Here is an 18,426-nt window from a genome sequence, read left to right on the forward strand (position 1 = left end):
TTTCTCGGCCGAAACGAGAAAAGGCAGACGCCCCCGTCTGCCTTACAAACGCAACTCCTCCTCTTCGGCGCCTGCCGCCTCCTCCTCTTTGCTCGGCTCTTTTTTTGCCACTTCCAGCGATTTCACATGATGGCCATCCATTTCCTTCACCGTAAACAAGTAGCCATCGATTTCTACACTCTCGCCTGGTTTGATATCATAATGCTTCGTTAAAATCCAGCCGCCGATCGTATCGACGTCATCATCGTCAATGTCCAGCCCAAGCAAATCATTCACTTCGCTGATCAACACTTTGCCATCCAAGATCAATCGATCGTCCATTTTTTGAATCAGCGGCGTTTCATCAATATCAAACTCATCTTGGATTTCGCCAACGATTTCTTCCAAAATGTCCTCGACTGTAACCAGTCCAGACGTGCCGCCGTATTCATCGACCAAAATCGCCATATGGATGCGTTCTTTTTGCATTTTGACCAACAAATCGTGAATGGCGATCGATTCAATCACTTGAATGATCGGGCGGATATAGTCTTTCATCTGCTTTTCGTTGGACGGATTGGCAATAAAGTCCGTAAACACCTCTTTAACGTTGATGAGTCCAAGCACATGGTCTTTATCGCCGTCAATGACCGGATAGCGCGTATACTTTTCTTCGCGAATGATGTCCAAGTTTTCCTTGACGCTTTTGTTAATATCGAGCGCCACAATTTCTTTGCGCGGCACCATAATTTCTTTCGCTATGCGGTCGTCAAAACGAAAAATGTTATTGACATAGCGGTACTCTGACTGATTGATCTCCCCGCTTTTGTAGCTTTCTGATAAAATGAGGCGCAACTCCTCCTCAGAGTGCGCGATTTCATGCTCCGCCACCGGCCTGAGGCCAAACAGGCGCGTCACGAGCCGCGCAGAGTTGTTGAGCGTCCAAATGAACGGATACATGATTTTGTAAAACCAGATGAGCGGCTGAGCCGTAAACAGCGTAATCGCTTCCGCCTTATGAATGGCAAACGTCTTCGGCGCTAATTCACCGACGACGACATGCAAAAAGGTGATGAGCGAAAACGAAATGATAAACGCTAAAAAGTGGGAGACGGATTCCGATAAATGGAGGCGTTCAAACAGCGGCAGCAACATCCGCGCCACCGTCGGCTCCCCGAGCCAGCCAAGGCCAAGCGAGGTGAGCGTAATGCCGAGCTGGTTCGCCGATAAATAGCCGTCCAAATTCGAAATCACTTTTTTCGCCGCGACCGCCCGTCGATTCCCTTCATTGACAAGCTGATCGATGCGCGAGCTGCGCACCTTGACGATCGCAAATTCAGAAGCGACAAAAAAGGCGGTGCAAGCGATGAGAAACGCCACCAACAGCAAACTGGCTATATCCAATTCGTCTCCGAGCGCGGATGAAGCGCCCAGGTTACACCTCCTGCACACAAAAGTTTCCATTGCAGCTGATAGACGATGATGCCGCTGGGCCGCCTCAGGCGGCCCAATATGTTACGATTCCTCATTATTGTTCCCTTGGGTGAAAATGAGGACATATTTCAGCAATTCAAACACGGCGATCAACGTTGCCGCGACGTATGTCAGCGCCGCCGCGCCAAGCACTTTGTTTACGCCTCGCGCTTCATTTGGGGCGATCAACCCTTCAGCCAGCATAAACCGCTTCGCCCGTGCGCTCGCGTTAAACTCCACCGGCAAGGTAATGATTTGGAAGGCCACCGCCAGCGAGAAAAACAAAATGCCGAGTCCAATCAGCGAAAATTGATGGAGCACAAATCCAACGAGCAACAACAACGGCGCAACGCCCGAAGCGAAGTTCACAATCGGAAACATCCGGTGGCGAAGGACGAGCGCAGCGTAGCCTTGCTGGTGTTGAACGGCATGGCCAACCTCGTGGGCGGCAACGGAAATGGAAGCGATTGAACGCCCATAAAAGACCGGCTCCGACAAACGGACCGTGCGGGAAATCGGATCATAATGGTCGGACAATCTCCCTGGCACGACCTCCACCGGCACATGGTGCAGCCCGTGGCGGTCTAAAATCATGCGCGCCACTTCCGCCCCCGTCAACCCCGATGAGGCTGGAACTTCAGACCAGGCATTGAAATTGCTTGATACCTTCCATTGCGCCCAAAGCGATATCAGGAAGGCGATAAAAATGAAAATATCCATCGGATGGAATAGCATCACAGCACCCTCCGTTTTTTCAATGTTCATCAAATGTGTATACTATTATTTATTGTACTTGCTCACCTTTTCATACGTCAAACGGCCCGCTCCGGTTTCAAAAAAAACAGCGCCTGCATCGAGGCGCTATTTGGCTGATGGGGACATCAAAAATTGAAATTGTCTGGGTCAGGACCGACCCGTTTGTTCAAGTTCAACGCGTCGATCTGTTTCATTTCTTCGTCGGTCAGCGAGAAATCAAAAATATCAGCGTTTTCCTTGATCCGCGCCGGCGTCACCGACTTCGGGATCGTCACAACGCCGTGTTGCAAATCCCAGCGCAACACCACCTGCGCCGGCGTTTTCCCGTACTTGCGCCCAATGTCAACGATCGTCGGTTCGCTTAAAATTTCCCCGCGCATGAGCGGCGACCATGCTTCAAGCTGGATGCCGTTTTCCCGGCAAAACGCAAGCAGCTCTTTTTGCGTCAGGCGCGGGTGATACTCGACTTGGTTGACCATCGGCTTAATTTCGCAGTCAGCCATCACATCTTGCAAATGGTGAATTTGGAAGTTGCTCACTCCAATCGCGCGCACATAACCGTCTTTATACAACTTTTCCAGCGCCTTGTACGTCTCTTTATACTTCCCTTTCACCGGCCAGTGGACCAAATACAAGTCGACATAATCGAACCCGAGTTTCTTCAAACTTTTGTCAAACGCCTTCAGCGTTGTCTCATACCCTTGGTCGGTGTTCCACACTTTCGTCGTCACAAACACTTGTTCGCGAGGAATGCCGGATTCGCGGATCGCTTGACCGACACCTTCTTCGTTTTCATAAAAAGCGGCTGTATCGACATGGCGGTAGCCGATCTCGAGCGCGGTGCGCACCGCGCTTCTTACTTCCTCCCCTTCTTTGACTTTATAAACGCCAAGGCCGACCCAAGGCATTTTCACCCCGTTATGCAAAGTGGCGCAATCTTGCAGGCCGTTCATATCCTCTCCTCCTCGAGCGTCATTATAGTTTCATTATGGGAAAAGAGGGAAAGAAAATCAAAATATATGCTTGCTCTCCTTTCTCGCTTCCCCGCGTCCCTCTTGTTCTTTCTTTAGGGGAAAATCAACGCAAAAACGAGGGGAAACATTCCCCTCGCGCTGTCATTGCATTCCTTTTTTCATCCATTCGGCGATTTGCAGCGTGCGGCGCCTTTCCCGACGCAGTCAGAAACATGCGAACGGAAAAGCTGTCAATGGGACTTGCAGAGCGCTCCTGACTCTTATTTGGCCACGCTCATCGAGGCGCGCTCCACTTCAGCTTCGTTCGGATGAAACTCGTTTTCCATTTTCGAAACGACAACAGTCGCCACAGCATTGCCGATAATATTCGTAATCGCCCGCGCTTCCGACATAAAGCGGTCAACCCCAAGCAACAAGGCGATGCCTTCGACCGGAATCATCGGAAATGCTGCCAACGTTGCAGCCAGCGTAATAAAGCCGGAACCGGTAACCCCTGCTGCCCCTTTCGAGGTGAGCATTAAGACGCCAAGCAACGTCAGCTCTTGCCAAATGGTTAAATCAATGCCGTACGCTTGGGCGATGAAAATGGCTGCCATCGACAAGTAAATCGATGTGCCGTCTAGGTTAAACGAATACCCTGTCGGAACGACAAGACCGACAACCGATTTTGAGCACCCGTATTTTTCGAGTCGCTCCATCAGCCGCGGCAGCGCTGATTCAGACGAAGACGTGCCCAAAACAAGCAACAGTTCCTCTTTGATATAAGCGAGAAACTGAAAGATGTTAAACCCATAAAACTTGGCAATCCCGCCAAGCACGACGAAAATGAAGAGCGCCATCGTAATGTAAACAGAACCCATCAATTTGCCGAGCGACACAAGTGAACCAAGGCCAAACGTGCCGATCGTGTACGCCATCGCGCCGAACGCGGCAATCGGCGACACCTTCATAACCATGTTGACGACGCCGAAGAAAATTTCCGCCAGCCGTTCAAACAAGGAAATCACTGGTTTTGCTTTTTCCCCAAGCGCGGCAGCCGCTAAACCGAACAACACGGCGAAGAAGAGCACCGGAAGCAGTTGGCCGCTCGCCATCGCGGCAACGACGTTGTCGGGAATGATGCTTAAAATGAAATCAACAAAACCGTGGCTTGTTTCTTCCGCTTGTTTCGTGTATTGTGAAATGTCGCCGCCTTTTACTGCATCGGTATGAAACCCAACCCCTGGTTTGACAAGGTTGACGACGACAATCCCGATCGCCAACGCAAACGTCGTGACAATTTCAAAATAAATGAGCGCCTTGCCGCCGATGCGGCCGACCTTTTTCAAGTCGCCCATATTGCCGATTCCGATGACGACGGTGAAGAAAATGATCGGGGCGATCACCATTTTAATCAGCTTAATAAATCCGTCTGCCAATACTTTCAACTTCGCGCCAAATTCCGGAAATACAAATCCGACAATGATCCCTAAAATAATGCCGATGATGACTTGCACCGTCAAGTTTTTCAGTTTTCTCCGCATTTCTCCCACTCCTTTCGATATCTTGGTAACGCTTTCAACATTATCATAAAGAAAAATCGTTGAAATCAAAATATTATGGTGATAATGGTCGTTTTGGTCTTTTTGGTCTTGACCTTTTTTGCTGTTCAAAAACAAAAAAGCTTCCGCCCGCGGAAGCCTATTGCGATCCTCTCATTTCATCCAAAAGCCTGGAACCAAACTGCCTCGTAAACTCGTCGTACAGCGGGGCAAACTTCTGCTCCCATTTCCGTTTCTCCTCTTCCGACAGCCGGTAAAGGAAGACATCTTCACGCCGCTCGAGCTGCTTAAGCTCCCGTTCGTTTTGCTCTTTCGACTGCTCTAAATTCCAACGCGTCGCTTCAGCCATCGCTTCAGTCATTTTTTGCTGGATGTCTTTCGGCAAACTGTCCCAAAATGACTGATTCATCATGACGGCGTACCCGAGATACCCGTGATTGCTGATCGTAATATACGGTTGAAATTTGTAAAACCCTTTCGAATAAATATTGGAAATCGTATTTTCCTGCCCATCAAACTTATGCTGTTCAAGCTCCTGATAAACGCGGTCAAATGAAACAGCAACCGGTTCACCGCCAAGCAAGCGAAACTGCTTTTCAATCACTTCGCTCGGCATAATGCGAAAACGCAAGCCGCGAAAATCGTCAGGGGCGATGAGCGGACGGGTTGTGCTCATCATTTGCTTAAATCCATTGCTCCAAAACGCCAGTCCTTTCATTCCTTTTGCCTCCAGCATCCGAAGCAGCTCGGCGCCCACTTTTCCAGTAAACACGCGGCGCACGTCGTCCTCATCGCGGAACAAAAACGGCAAATCGAGCACTTGCCATTCGGGGACAAGCTCTGTCACCTTTGAAAATGATGGCGCGATCATTTGCACGTCGCCGCGCAACAGCGCATCAAGCTCTTCCCCATCCGAATAAAGCGAGCCGTTCGGGAACACTTCGACTTTGACGCGGCCGTTTGTTTTTTGCTCGACGAGCTCGGCAAACTTTTGCGCCGCCAACCCTTTTGGCGTATTCTCTGCTACGACATGGCTGAAATAAATAATGATTTGCTTTTTCAACCCCTTTTGCTCGTCGTCATAAACAAGTGGTTCACGTCCCAGTTGACGGCTAGCTGCCCAGCCGACCAGACCGAGGCCAACAAACAAAAGGATTGTCCATGCTCTCCACTTTTTCCCCATTGTTCACACCATTCTTCCATCCTATTGCTAAAATGGCACTCCAACGGAATGCTCCCCGCCGACTCGAATCATTGAAGCAAAAAAGCGGCTGGAGCCCACCGATTCGGTTTGAAAGCAGCAATCGCCACGCCTTACGCATGCCCCATCTTCTATGCTGGCGGGCAGAATATTTGTTCCCCACCGCCATTTTACACCTTTCGTTTCTTTCCATTCAAGAAGATTTGGTATAATGAAAAAAACGTTGATTTATTCCTTTCCCGATTCATATGGCATGTCCAACAGCCATCACGACTGCCAAAAAGGAGTTCCGCCATGAACCGGCTGCCGATTCGCTGGAAAATTACGATTTTGATTTTCGCCATCGTCAGCTTTTCCATGTTGCTGAGCGGTGCATTCATCATCAGCGACTTTTTCCATACAAAGGAGGAGGAACTCAGCCAGCGTGCCTTATTGACCGCGCGCACCGTCTCCGAGCTGCCCGAAGTCAGGCGCCATATTGTCGGAAACAAACAAAGCCGGGCGCTGATCAATCCGGTCGTCGAGCGGGTGCGCGTCATTCACAGCGCCGACTATATCATCGTTCTCGATATGAACAAAGTGCGCCTCTCCCATCCGCTTCCGGCAATGATCGGCACGATCTCCCGCGGTGCTGATGAGGGGCCGGCATTTGCCGAACATACGTACACTTCCAAAGCCCGCGGGGAAATCGGGACAGTGGTTCGCGCCTTCGTTCCCATTATGAACAGCGATCACGAACAAATCGGCGTCGTCATCGCCGCCTACCGGTTGCCGACGTTTTTCGAAGCCATTGATTCTTTGAAAGAAGAAGCTGCCGTAGCGGTCGTTTTGTCGCTCGTTGTCGGTGGAATTGGTGCATGGCTGCTCGCCTCCCATATCAAGCGGCAAATGTTTGAGCTGGAACCGCATGAGATCGCCAAGCTGCTGATCGAACGGACGGAAGCGTTTAACGCCATGCACGAAGGCGTCATCGCCATTGACAGTGATGAAAACATTACCATCTTCAACGACCGGGCAAAACAAATGCTCGGCGTCAAAGGGGATGTCATCGGCCGGTCGATCCGTTCCGTCATTCCGGACACACACCTTCCGGAAATCTTGGAAGTAAACAAGCCGATTTACAATAAGGAGTTGCAGATCGGCAATTTAACGATTTGGAGCAACCGCATCCCGATCAAAGTCAACGGGAAAACGGTCGGCGCCATCGCCATTTTCCAAGACCGGACGGAAGTGAAGCGGCTGGCTGAAGAACTGACGGGCGTAAAGGCGTTTGTCCACGCCTTGCGCGTGCAAAATCATGAATACATGAATAAGCTTCATACGATCGCCGGCCTCATCCAGCTCGGCCATATCGAAAAGGCGCTTGAGTACGTGTTCCAAGCCACGGAAGAGCAGGCGGAGCTCACGCAGTTTTTAAGCCGCAACATTAAGGACGAAAGCATTTCTGGACTGCTCCTAAGCAAAATCCGCCGCGGCAAGGAGCTCGGCATCCGCGTGACAATCGACCGGCACAGCCGGCTGCACCGCTTTCCGCCGCATCTCGATCACCATGATTTTGTTGTTCTCCTTGGCAATTTAATTGAAAACGCCTTCGACGCGTTCCGTGATGTAACCGACCGGGAAAAAGAAATTTACATCAGCATCGAACAAAATGAAGACATTTGTTCCCTCTCGGTCGAAGACAACGGCCAAGGCATTGCTCGCGAGCATATTGACCGCATTTTTGATGAAGGCTTTTCAACCAAAGGGGAGAACGGTCGAGGCATCGGCTTGTATTTGGTGAAGCAAATTGTGGAAAAGGGAAACGGGCGCATCGATGTGCAGTCGGAAGAAGGAAATGGAACGGTGTTTACGGTGACCTTTGACATGTGAGGTCCATTTAGGCAACGGCGGCCGCGAAAGACACCCCCGTCGAGACGAAGGAGGAAAAGGCTATGTATCGCGTGTTGTTGATCGAGGATGACCCGATGGTGCAAGAAGTGAATCGGCAAATGATTGAACAAGTCGACGGCTTCACCGTCATCGGCCTCGCTGGAAACGGTGAAGAAGGGCTCCGCCTCGTTCACGAGCTCCGTCCCGATTTAGCGATGATTGATATTTACATGCCGCAGCTGGACGGCCTTGAAACATTAAAACAAATCCGCGCCCGCGGCCATGAAGTCGATATCATCGCCATTACCGCGGCGAGCGACATTGAAACGGTGCGCCGCGTCCTGCAAAACGGCACCTTCGATTACATTGTGAAACCGTTCAAATTTGAACGGCTCAAACAGGCGTTGGAAAACTACCGGACATTCCGCCGTTCGCTTGCGGAAAAGGAATCGCTCACCCAGGTGGAACTCGATGCCCTAAGGCGGGCGACTGAACAATCGGCCGGACCGTCCTCTGAGCTTCCGAAAGGACTGAATGAGGTCACATTGGAAAAAGTGATCGCCTATTTGCACCAACACCGCTTCCCTGTTTCCGCCGAGGAAGTGGCCGAAGGAGTCGGCATCGCCCGCGTCACCGCCCGCCGCTATTTGGAGTACCTTGAGAAAACAGGAAAAGTCGTGCTCGATGTGCAATACGGCGGCGTCGGACGACCAGTGAATCGGTACCATCTGAAAGCAACATAACACGACGCCGTTTCACTTGGCTTTAAGCTGGTTGTCAGAGACGGAAAAGCCAGTCCCTATTATGCCGTATCCCGCACCAGCAACCGGGCAGGCAGCTCTTCCTGTTTTCGCGCCACACGGCCTGTCTCCAGCCAATGGTGAAGAAGGCGGAACGCTCTTTCCCCGAGCGTAAAATGGGGGAGTGCCACGGTTGTAATGCCCAGCATTTCGGCCAGCGGATCATTTCCACTTCGTGGGAGCACACGATCAGCCCATCCATTTGCCTCATCCGCAGCCGCTCCAACGCCTCGAGCTCCCCTTCTACATCATAATTCGTCTGAAACAAAAGCAACTGGTAGCCATAACGGAGTGCTTCCTTTCGCCTTGCACGTCAAACAACGTGCAAAAACAAACAAGCAGAAAAAATAGGGAAACGAGTCTGTTTGTTTCCACCGTTTCAATTGGTATAATGGGGGGGTATATGGAACGTAGGGAGGAATGAACATGATTCGATACTGGAAACTGTTGTTCTCTCTCGCTGTCGCCTCCGTCTTGCTGGTTGGCTGTGGAACGAAAGAGCACGAGACGACACAGGCGGCAAAGGAAGAGCAGACAGCCGACGATCAAAAACCATCGTCTGATGCGCCGTCATCCAAGAACCCTTCTCCTTCGAAGGAAGCAAAAGAGCAAACATCAACGAAAAAGAACGAAGAAGAGCAACGAGCGGCAGGAGGAGGACAACCCGCTGCTTCACAACCGACCATTTCATTGTCCTACCAAGATGGAAACCAAACCGTCACGAAAACCGCAACGCTGCAAACAAGCAACAATCAGCATTTTTCCCTCTATGTTTTGGAAGGATGGACCCTTGACGCCGAAGAACCGGGCGCCGATGTCTTGCTTCATGGCGAAGCCTTTGCCCGCATCCGCTTGCTTTCGGAGGGGGAAACAAACTACGAGCAGCTGGCGAAAGAACATGCCCAAGCGGTTGACGCCAACGCCGCCCGCCAACAAACGAACGGATTGCCTAAGCCGTTCGCTGATGCCGTTTGGTACACTGCCCAAGCGGACGGTGTCACCGTTCATGTCATCGCCAGCGCCCAACCAACGCCGATGCTATTGACCGTGCACGCTCCAAGCAACGAAGACGTGCTTGGCGCCGTACTCGCCATGGCGGCGACGCTGCAAAAGCAATAACTTATTTTAGGGAGGGCCTCGCCCTCCCGCCTTTCCAAAAAGAAAAACCCTCTTTTCGCCATATGAAGAGGGTCAAACGAGCTGCTTGCTTTCTTCTTTGCGGAAAAATGTTCTCATCGCATGGAACACATCCGATTTTTGCTTCAAAATATAATAGCGGAATTTTTCGTCTTTAATATTGCGATACGCCGACATGAGCGTGGAATGGCGGTTGTACTGGTTGACTTCCCCGTACCCAAACATGTTCGACACTTTCATCAGCTCTTGAACAAGCTTCACGCAACGGGCATTGTCCGATGTCAAGTTGTCGCCGTCGGAGAAGTGGAACGGATAAATGTTGTAGCGCGACGGAGAATACTTCGTTTCGATCAGTTCAAGCGCCTTGCGGTAGGCTGATGAACAAATCGTCCCCCCACTTTCCCCTTTCGTGAAAAACTCCTCCTCACTGACGACTTTCGCTTCCGTATGATGGGCGATAAAGGCGATCTCAACGGTTTCATATTTCGTGCGCAAAAAGCGCGTCATCCAGAAGAAGAAGCTGCGTGCCATATATTTTTCCCACATGCCCATCGATCCGCTTGTGTCCATCATCGCCAAGACGACCGCCTTCGATTCTGGCTTGACGACTTCGTTCCACGTTTTAAACTTCAAATCTTCGCGGTAAATCGGATAAAAGCCTGGTTTGCCGTTCATGGCATTGCGCTTGAAGGCAGCGAGCATCGTCCGCTTCTTATCGATGTTCCCCATCAGTCCGGTGCGGCGGATGTCATTAAATTCGATATGTTGGGTTACATTTTGATCCAGCTCTTTTCGTTGCAAGTTGGGCAGCTCCAATTGGCTAAAGAACGCTTCCTCAATCTCCATCAGCGACACTTCAGCTTCGTAATAATCTTGGCCCGGCAAATCGCCAGCACCTTGGCCTTTTCCTGGCCCCTGCCCCTCCCCGCTTCCGTCTCGGGCCACCACATCACCGACTTGGCTGTCTCCATTTCCTTGGCCGACGTGTTTGTTTTTCTCATAATTGTAGCGGATTTTGTATTCATCGAGCGAGCGGATCGGAATTTTAATCACATCGCGCCCGTTGGACATGATAATGCTTTCTTCCGTAATTAAGTCGGGCAAATTGTTTTTGATCGCTTCCTTCACTTTTTCTTGATGGCGCTTTTGATCATCATATCCTTTGCGGTGGAGGGACCAGTCTTCTTTCGATACAACAAAATTCCCCTTCATGTTTTCCCCTCCTTTGAAAAAATCATTTTCACACTTTTCGCTTTCCCGCATATACTTATGTTGGCGTCATCAAAACGGGCCATCACTATGCCAAGTTGGTTTATTTTATCGTATGCAAAAATTCAAAATAATTGACCAATGAATGAGGAAAATAGAAAAGTAGACAAGCCCGATTATCAGCTTCGCGCCCTCTTGTTCGCTTCCTTTTAGCGAAGCTCGCTGCGTCGTCTTCGCTCGACCCTCCCTGTGCAACTCGGTCAGACAGGGGAGGAGGATAAAAAAAGCATGCCTCAGCGCTTGAGGCATGCCTAGCGGTTCAACAAGCTGCCGACATAACGGAGCAATTCATTGGCTGACGTGGAGTTGTACCCGTATTCATCAATGAGGCGGGCGACGACTTCGTTAATTTTTTTCAACTGCTGCTCATCCGGTGTTTTCGTCGACGTTGTAATTTTGACAATGTCCTTTAAATCCGCAAACAATTTCTTCTGGATCGCTTCCCGCAACCGTTCATGTGAATTATAATCAAACCGCTGTCCTTTTCGTGCATATGCCGAAATGCGAATTAAAATTTCTTCGCGAAACGCTTTTTTCGCATTTTCGGAAATGCCGATTTGTTCCTCGATCGAGCGCATCAGCTTTTCATCCGGATTCATTTCCTCACCCGTAAGCGGATCGCGCAGTTTCGTCTTGTTGCAGTACGCCTCGACGTTGTCCAAATAGTTATCCATCAACGTTTTCGCTGACTCTTCATACGAATAGACGAACGCCTTTTGCACTTCTTGTTTTGCGATTTCATCATACTCTTTGCGCACGAGCGAAATGAAATTCAAATACCGCTCGCGGTCTTCCTTCGTGATCGACGGATGCTGATCCAATCCTTCTTTCAACGAACGAAGCACGTCAAGCGCATTGATCGACGGCACTCCTTTGCGGATGATGCAGGCAGAAATGCGGTTGATGACATAGCGTGGGTCGATGCCGCTCATCCCCTCATCCGGATGCTCCTTTTTCAGCTCCTCCACATCGACCTCGCTGAATCCTTCAATCATTTCGCCATCATACAAGCGCATTTTCTTCAATAAATCCACATCCGGCCGCTTCGATTCTTTCAGCCGCGTCAAAATCGTAAACATAGCCGCAATCCGCAGCGTGTGCGGGGCGATATGCACGTCGGCGACGTCGCTTTCGCGGATCATTTTTTCATAAATGCGCTCTTCTTCCGAGACGCGCAAGTTGTACGGAATCGGCATGACGATGATGCGCGAATGGAGCGCCTCGTTCTTTTTGTTGGCAATGAACGACCGATATTCCGTTTCGTTCGTATGCGCGATGATCAATTCATCGGCGCTGATTAAAGCAAACCGCCCAGCCTTGAAATTGCCTTCTTGCGTCAGCGACAGCAAATGCCAAAGAAATTTTTCATCGCACTTTAACATCTCTTGAAATTCCATAATCCCGCGGTTGGCTTTGTTCAGCTCGCCGTCAAACCGGTACGCGCGCGGGTCGGACTCGGAGCCGTATTCCGCGATCGTTGAAAAATCGATGCTTCCCGTTAAATCGGCGATGTCTTGCGATTTTGGGTCAGACGGACTGAACGTCCCGATGCCGACGCGGCGGTTTTCCGAGAAGAAAATACGCTCCACCAGCACGTCTTCAATGCGTCCGCCGTACTCTTTCTCAAGCCGCATCATATTGAGCGGCGACAGCTCACCTTCAATGCGAATGCCGTACTCACGGTAAAAATCGTCGCGCAAATGGTGAGGAATGAGGTGAAGCGGGTCTTCATGCATCGGGCACCCTTTAATCGCATAAACGGCTCCGCGCTCCGTTTTGGAGTACTCCTCAAGCCCGCGCTTCAGGAGCGTTACCAACGTCGACTTCCCGCCGCCGACCGGCCCCATCAGCAGCAAAATCCGTTTCCGCACATCAAGCCGCTTCGCCGCCGGGTGGAAATATTCCTCAACGAGCCGCTCAAGCGCCTCCTCAAGCCCGAACAGGTGCTGGCTGAAAAACTTATATCGTTTCCGCCCATTCACCTCTTCGACCCCAGCATCTTTGATCATATTATAAACACGCGAATGAGCCGACTGGGCCACCCACGGCTTTTCTTTTAAAATCTTTAAATACTCGGCAAACGTTCCTTCCCATTTCAGCTTTTCTTCTTCTTCCCGATACCGGGCGATTTTTTGCAAAATATCCATAAAGGACCTCCTCACCCTTGGATGTCTAACAGCAAGATTATTACAATTTATGCGAGGATGTCCCGTATCATTCGCCGCAAAAAAAATTTTGTCTCCTAACAACCAGCTGCGGTCATTCACATGCTTGGCCATATTCGCTATAATAAAGGGGGAAACGCCTGCCACTTTCATTATGAAGGAGGAACAAACGATGCGCACTTTGCTTGTGCTAGGGGTTATCATTGCGTTTTTGACGGCCATTTTCACCGCTGGCTATGAAGACAAACCAGGCGTCAGACAATAAGACCAAAAAAACGACCTCCAGAGCGAAGGTCGTTTTTTTGTTTATGACAACCCATAAAACCGTTGTTGGCGCAACGCTTCGTACACTAAAATGGCCGCCGTGTTCGACAAGTTTAACGAGCGCACTTTGTCATTCATCGGGATGCGAAGGCAACGATCCATATTGGCCTCAAGCAGCTCCTTCGGCAATCCGGTCGTTTCACGGCCGAACACAAAGAAAATATGTTTTTCTGTATCGCTGAAATCAAACGAATCATAATACCGGCGCCCGAATTTCGTAATGAAATAAAACTCCCCTTCCGGAAAGCGGGCGAATAGTTCGTCAAGCGAGTCATAATACGAAATATTGACATACGGCCAATAATCAAGCCCGGCGCGCTTTAACATTTTATCATCCGTAGAAAAACCGAGCGGGCGGATCAAATGGAGCGACGTATCGGTTGCTGCGCACGTACGAGCGATGTTTCCAGTATTGGCTGGAATTTCTGGCTGGTATAGCACTACATGAAGCGGCATTTCCTTCACCTCAACAACGTTTATTTGCGATCGATGATGTGAAAAAACTTATAGCGAATGTTCGGCGTATAGGCGCTTGAATCTTCATACGACCAATAGCGCATTCGGCTGTTTGTCGTATGGGCGTTCACAAGCGGCATCCCGTTCTGATCTTTCGCCACCACAATCGTTGAGTGGTCGAAGCGTCCGTCCCCTTGAAAATCATAACAGATGACATCGCCTGCCATCAATTGCTCCGGCTCCGCCACTTCCACCGCCTGCAAGCCGATGCGCGACCCGCTCAAATACCAACGAAAAGCATGGGCCACAGCCCAGCTGTAACTCCAACTTCCGTTTTGACACCACCATCCCCTCGCCCGGTTCGGATAGCCCGTCATCGGCGCCCCGCCTGCATACAAGCATTGAGAGACAAAATTCGTGCAATCCACCGGAAACGACGGAAACACCGGGTTATGCCGATTCCACCACGTTTCCGCATACCGCACCGCCCGGGCGCGGTCATACTGGTAAGAAAGACGCTCCCCCGTCCATTGCTCTCGTTCGACGCGCGGCGCCTCCATATACCCCCCCAACCGGTTGATCGGTTCATCAGCTACAAGCTCACCGCGAACAAAACAGGCGCATCGCTCCTCAACCTGTTCTTCTATATATAGTGAACCCCTTTGCTTAATTAAAAATTGATGGTGGGCAATATACATCACTTTCGCTTCCCGCTCGATGGTCTGCCTGCCGACAATTTGTCCCCGGATCGTGCAACGGACGATCTCCGCACCGCGCTTTTGGCAAAGCCGTTGCTTTCTTGCCGCCTCTTCGCTTCGGATATTGCTTTCCGACACAAACGAGCGGGCTCGCTCATCCAACCACGCGCGCAACTGTTTTTTCATGCTGCTTTCCACCACTTTCGTTTTTGTTACTACCTTATGTGGGGAAGCTGCGTTTTTTTCCCTATTCCTTTGCCTCAGCCAACAGTTTCAGTCCTTTTTCAATCTCAGCGATCACATCGGCATCCGCCTCCGTTTGCCGCGCGGCCTCCAAATAAGGCTTAGCGCTTGGATCCCCGATTTTCCCGAGCGCCCACGCCGCCGTCCCGCGGATGACTGGACGGCTATCCTCTTTCAACAAACGCAGTAAGTGCGGCACCGCGGTTTGGTCTTTGTAATGAGCGAGCGCCAGAATGGCATTGCGCTGAATCGGCTTTTTCCCACGCCATGAACCCGCCATGGCCCCAAATGTTTCTTTAAATTCACGGTTGCTCATCTGAAGCAGCGGGATGAGTTTCGGCTTTACCGCTTCCGGATCCGGCTCGAATTCTGGATGCAAATGAAAGTCTTTCCCCTTATTTTCCGGGCAGACTTGCTGGCATGTATCACAGCCGTACAGCCGGTTCCCGATTTTCTCCCGAAACTCGTCGGCCAAAAAGCCTTTCGTTTGCGTTAAAAAGGAAAGGCACCGCTGTGCGTTCAGTTGTCCCCCTTGTACAAGCGCCCCGGTCGGGCAGGCATCAATGCATTTCGTGCACGTGCCGCATCGGTTTTCAACCGGTTCATCAGGGGGAAATGGAATATTCGTAATCATTTCTCCCAAATACACATACGATCCAAACTCTGGTGTAATAATAGAGCAGTTCTTGCCGCTCCAACCGATCCCTGCCCGTTCCGCCACCGCCCGATCGGCGAGCTCTCCGGTATCCACCATCGAGCGAACGCGGGCATGGGGCACTTTGGCCAGCAAAAACTCCTCGAGCTGCTGCAAACGTTCCCGCAACACATCGTGGTAGTCCTTTCCCCATGAAGCGCGGCAAAAAACGCCGCGCCGTTCCGTCTTTGTCCCCCGCGGCGCATTTTTCATTTTGGACGGATAGGCAAGAGCAATGGCAATGATCGATTTTGCTTCCGGAAGAAGCAATGAAGGATTCGTCCGTTTCTCAATATCTGGTTCCTCAAAACCGGACTGATAGCCGAGCTCCTGCTGGCGGCGCAGCCGTTCCTTTAATTCAACAAACGGATCAGCGCTCGCAAATCCGATTTTATCAATGCCGATTGACCGACTATACTCAATGACTTCCCGCTTTAATGCCATAACATCCATCGTTTTCCCTCCTTTCGTCATATATGGTAAAATGAAATCCGAGGTGATCAAGATGAAATTCGTGATATCAGAACAACTAAAGCAACGCCTTCCTTCTGGTAAATTCGGCGTCATCCGCTATCATCATATCGAGGTCAGCGATTCACCGCAAATGTTAAGGGGGCGGCTTGAGCTGTTTCAAGAATCTCTTTACATCGAGCTGCAGGAAAAGTCGATTGCCGACATTCCTGAGATGGTCGAATGGCGCCGTACTTTCAAACAAATCGGAACGGACCCAAGCCGCTATCGACCGTCAAGTGAAAGCCTGTACCGACGCATCCAGAAAAAAAGCTTCATTCCGCCTATCCATTCAGCGGCAGACATAAACAACTTTTTTTCACTCTATTATAAAATTCCACTCGGCATCTATGATCTAGACCGCATCAACGGGACAGTGACGCTCACGATCGGCACGGAACAAGATGAATACATCGCGTTAAACGGCCGCACAGTCAACTTTGCCAACAAACTCGTCAGCAAAGATGAACGAGGGCCGTTTGGCAGTCCGATCGTCGATTCGGAGCGGACCGCCGTGACGAGAGAAACGAAAAACGCTTTGCAAATCGTTTACTTTCTCCCATCAACGCCAGAAGAAACCGCCAAGCGCCAGCTTCAAGCCATCCAAACGATGTTTGTGCAAATTCATGGCGGCGAAGCCGACGCCCAATTGTTCGTTTGATCTTCTCCCCCCACTTTCCTGCCGTTGGAAACGGGGGACTCCCTCCCTACTTGAACGCTCTCCCACCTACGCTCACGCGTGGAAGTGGGGGTCTTCTCGGTTTAGGGTGATAAATAAAAAAACGCAATGCCTCGTTCTTTAACGAAACGAAACACTGCGTTGTCCCCAACCATCATAACATAATTTTAAAGCTAACGAGAGACATTATAACAGACTTCCACACGCATCGCAAGAAAAAAACGCAAAAATCGACAAAAGAAATTGTACAAAAGGGCACCAGAATCTCTGGTGCCAGCAACCAGTGACCCGTACGGGATTCGAACCCGTGTTACCGCCGTGAAAGGGCGGTGTCTTAACCACTTGACCAACGGGCCATTATGGCGGAGAAGGCGGGATTTGAACCCGCGCGCCGCAAAACTGCGACCTAACGGTTTAGCAAACCGTCCCCTTCAGCCACTTGGGTACTTCTCCGTAACATGGCTCCGCAAGTAGGATTCGAACCTACGACCTACCGGTTAACAGCCGGTTGCTCTACCGCTGAGCTATTGCGGAATGATGAATAACTATATGTTATGCACATCTTCCAAATGTGCTCGTTGCCTCTTCCTCTGCCAGCTAATTCAAGGAAGCGAGATGCGTCGAGGCAACTCGCAGCGAATTCGAAGATGTGAAGCTCGTCGCTCCGCTTTTGCTGTGGAACGATGGGGCATTGTTCGCCCATTATTATAGCGAATAGCCAAAAAACATTCAATGGAAAATAATGGGCCTAAGTGGACTTGAACCACCGACCTCACGCTTATCAGGCGTGCGCTCTGACCAGCTGAGCTATAGGCCCGTCAAAAGCGGGTGATGGGAATCGAACCCACGACATCAGCTTGGAAGGCTGAGGTTTTACCACTAAACTACACCCGCATAATTTTTGATGAAACACCCATCACAATCTTTCATGCCCCTTCCTCTGCCAGCCGATTCAAAGAAGCTGGATGCGTCGGGGCAACTCGAAGCGGATTCGATGATGCAGATGCTCGTGGCTGAGGTTTTACCACTAAACTACACACGCATATCATTTGGAATCAACATCTGCCACGCTCTTCCATGCCCCTTCCTCTACCAGCTGGTTCACAGAAGCCGGATGCGTCGGGGCAACTCGAAGCGGATTCGATGATGCAGATGCTCGTGGCTGAGGTTTTACCACTAAACTACACACGCAAATATAGAATATAATGAAAAGGGCGACTAGTGGGAATCGAACCCACGCATGCCAGAGCCACAATCTGGTGCGTTAACCACTTCGCCATAGTCGCCTCGATCTGGTGCCGGCTGCAGGACTTGAACCCGCAACCTACTGATTACAAGTCAGTTGCTCTACCAATTGAGCTAAGCCGGCACATTTAAAATTAGCTAGTGACTCATGTTGTCTGCCTGGTTGTGCCTCTTCCTCTGCAAGCTGATTCGAGGAAGCTGAGTGCGTCGAGGCAACTCGCAACCAATTCGATGATGCCGATGCTCGTCTCTACCAATTGAGCTAAGCCGGCATATTTAGTAATGAAACAGTGACTCCTATTATGCTGAACTGTGCCTCTTCCTCTTCCAGCTAATTCGAGGAAGTCAAATGCTCGGTGTCCCTTCCTCTGCAAGCTTATTCAAAGAAGCGGGATGCGTCGGGACAACTC

The 18,426-nt window shown here is 50.6% G+C and carries 15 protein-coding genes and 7 tRNA genes; 4 read left to right on the top strand and 18 right to left on the bottom strand.

Annotation, left to right across the window (positions count from 1 at the left end; translation table 11 throughout):
* Positions 1–42: 42 nt before the first annotated feature.
* The 5 genes from GC56T3_RS15355 to GC56T3_RS15375 form a co-directional block, all read right to left on the bottom strand.
* Positions 43–1,383 carry a hemolysin family protein gene (locus GC56T3_RS15355; protein WP_013146287.1) on the bottom strand — a complete coding sequence of 447 codons (1,341 nt, stop codon included), beginning with the start codon at positions 1,381–1,383 and terminating at the stop codon, positions 43–45.
* A 111-nt stretch (positions 1,384–1,494) separates the two neighbouring features.
* Positions 1,495–2,187, bottom strand: coding sequence for a zinc metallopeptidase (locus GC56T3_RS15360; RefSeq protein WP_011230067.1), 693 nt, complete (start codon positions 2,185–2,187; stop codon positions 1,495–1,497).
* Positions 2,188–2,333: 146 nt separating this feature from the next.
* Positions 2,334–3,161, bottom strand: coding sequence for an aldo/keto reductase (locus GC56T3_RS15365; protein WP_013146288.1), 828 nt, complete (start codon positions 3,159–3,161; stop codon positions 2,334–2,336).
* Positions 3,162–3,442: 281 nt separating this feature from the next.
* Positions 3,443–4,705 (bottom strand): dicarboxylate/amino acid:cation symporter, encoded by a 1,263-nt coding sequence (locus GC56T3_RS15370; RefSeq protein WP_013146289.1) that lies wholly within the window; start codon positions 4,703–4,705, stop codon positions 3,443–3,445.
* A 157-nt stretch (positions 4,706–4,862) separates the two neighbouring features.
* Positions 4,863–5,906 carry a TRAP transporter substrate-binding protein gene (locus GC56T3_RS15375; protein WP_013146290.1) on the bottom strand — a complete coding sequence of 348 codons (1,044 nt, stop codon included), beginning with the start codon at positions 5,904–5,906 and terminating at the stop codon, positions 4,863–4,865.
* Positions 5,907–6,218: 312 nt separating this feature from the next.
* Here GC56T3_RS15375 and GC56T3_RS15380 point away from each other — a divergent pair, with 312 nt between their 5' ends.
* Positions 6,219–7,796 (top strand): sensor histidine kinase, encoded by a 1,578-nt coding sequence (locus GC56T3_RS15380; protein WP_013146291.1) that lies wholly within the window; start codon positions 6,219–6,221, stop codon positions 7,794–7,796.
* Positions 7,797–7,858: 62 nt separating this feature from the next.
* A complete protein-coding gene (locus GC56T3_RS15385) occupies positions 7,859–8,539 on the top strand; it encodes a response regulator (protein WP_013146292.1) in 681 nt (226 codons plus the stop codon).
* A gap of 59 nt (positions 8,540–8,598) precedes the next feature.
* Here the strand turns inward: GC56T3_RS15385 and GC56T3_RS15390 are convergent, their stop codons facing one another.
* Complete coding sequence (locus tag GC56T3_RS15390) at positions 8,599–8,781, bottom strand: hypothetical protein (protein WP_227456665.1); 183 nt, start codon at positions 8,779–8,781, stop codon at positions 8,599–8,601.
* A gap of 241 nt (positions 8,782–9,022) precedes the next feature.
* On the opposite strand from GC56T3_RS15390, the gene GC56T3_RS15395 reads away from it, so the two are divergent.
* On the top strand, positions 9,023–9,715 hold the full coding sequence (locus tag GC56T3_RS15395; protein ID WP_013146293.1) for a hypothetical protein: 693 nt from the start codon (positions 9,023–9,025) through the stop codon (positions 9,713–9,715).
* A gap of 72 nt (positions 9,716–9,787) precedes the next feature.
* Here GC56T3_RS15395 and yhbH read toward each other — a convergent pair whose 3' ends face one another.
* The 5 genes from yhbH to queG form a co-directional block, all read right to left on the bottom strand.
* The gene (gene yhbH, locus GC56T3_RS15400) at positions 9,788–10,945 is read right to left on the bottom strand and encodes a sporulation protein YhbH (RefSeq protein WP_013146294.1); all 1,158 of its coding nucleotides are present in this window, start codon (positions 10,943–10,945) and stop codon (positions 9,788–9,790) included.
* 308 nt (positions 10,946–11,253) lie between these two features.
* Positions 11,254–13,149 (bottom strand): PrkA family serine protein kinase, encoded by a 1,896-nt coding sequence (locus GC56T3_RS15405; RefSeq protein ID WP_011229990.1) that lies wholly within the window; start codon positions 13,147–13,149, stop codon positions 11,254–11,256.
* A 324-nt stretch (positions 13,150–13,473) separates the two neighbouring features.
* Positions 13,474–13,947: a tRNA (uridine(34)/cytosine(34)/5-carboxymethylaminomethyluridine(34)-2'-O)-methyltransferase TrmL gene (trmL, locus tag GC56T3_RS15410; RefSeq protein WP_011229988.1), complete on the bottom strand. Its 474-nt coding sequence runs from the start codon at positions 13,945–13,947 to the stop codon at positions 13,474–13,476.
* A 20-nt stretch (positions 13,948–13,967) separates the two neighbouring features.
* Positions 13,968–14,831 carry an amidase domain-containing protein gene (locus GC56T3_RS15415; protein ID WP_013146295.1) on the bottom strand — a complete coding sequence of 288 codons (864 nt, stop codon included), beginning with the start codon at positions 14,829–14,831 and terminating at the stop codon, positions 13,968–13,970.
* 61 nt (positions 14,832–14,892) lie between these two features.
* The gene (gene queG / locus GC56T3_RS15420; protein ID WP_013146296.1) at positions 14,893–16,035 is read right to left on the bottom strand and encodes a tRNA epoxyqueuosine(34) reductase QueG; all 1,143 of its coding nucleotides are present in this window, start codon (positions 16,033–16,035) and stop codon (positions 14,893–14,895) included.
* A gap of 52 nt (positions 16,036–16,087) precedes the next feature.
* On the opposite strand from queG, the gene GC56T3_RS15425 reads away from it, so the two are divergent.
* Positions 16,088–16,753, top strand: a complete 666-nt coding sequence (locus GC56T3_RS15425) for a B3/4 domain-containing protein (RefSeq protein WP_013146297.1) — start codon at positions 16,088–16,090, stop codon at positions 16,751–16,753.
* A gap of 302 nt (positions 16,754–17,055) precedes the next feature.
* On the opposite strand, the gene GC56T3_RS15430 is transcribed toward GC56T3_RS15425, so the two are convergent.
* The 7 genes from GC56T3_RS15430 to GC56T3_RS15460 form a co-directional block, all read right to left on the bottom strand.
* Positions 17,056–17,127: transfer RNA gene (locus GC56T3_RS15430), tRNA-Glu, on the bottom strand.
* Between the two features lie 4 nt (positions 17,128–17,131).
* Positions 17,132–17,224 (bottom strand) — tRNA-Ser (locus GC56T3_RS15435).
* A 6-nt stretch (positions 17,225–17,230) separates the two neighbouring features.
* Positions 17,231–17,305: transfer RNA gene (locus tag GC56T3_RS15440), tRNA-Asn, on the bottom strand.
* Between the two features lie 209 nt (positions 17,306–17,514).
* Positions 17,515–17,588 (bottom strand) — tRNA-Ile (locus GC56T3_RS15445).
* A 6-nt stretch (positions 17,589–17,594) separates the two neighbouring features.
* A tRNA-Gly gene (locus tag GC56T3_RS15450) sits at positions 17,595–17,665 on the bottom strand.
* A gap of 319 nt (positions 17,666–17,984) precedes the next feature.
* Positions 17,985–18,057: transfer RNA gene (locus GC56T3_RS15455), tRNA-His, on the bottom strand.
* Between the two features lie 7 nt (positions 18,058–18,064).
* A tRNA-Thr gene (locus tag GC56T3_RS15460) sits at positions 18,065–18,140 on the bottom strand.
* Positions 18,141–18,426 lie beyond the last annotated feature (286 nt).

The organism is Geobacillus sp. C56-T3, assembly GCF_000092445.1.
In the GTDB taxonomy this organism is placed as follows: Bacteria; Bacillota; Bacilli; order Bacillales; family Anoxybacillaceae; genus Geobacillus; species Geobacillus thermoleovorans.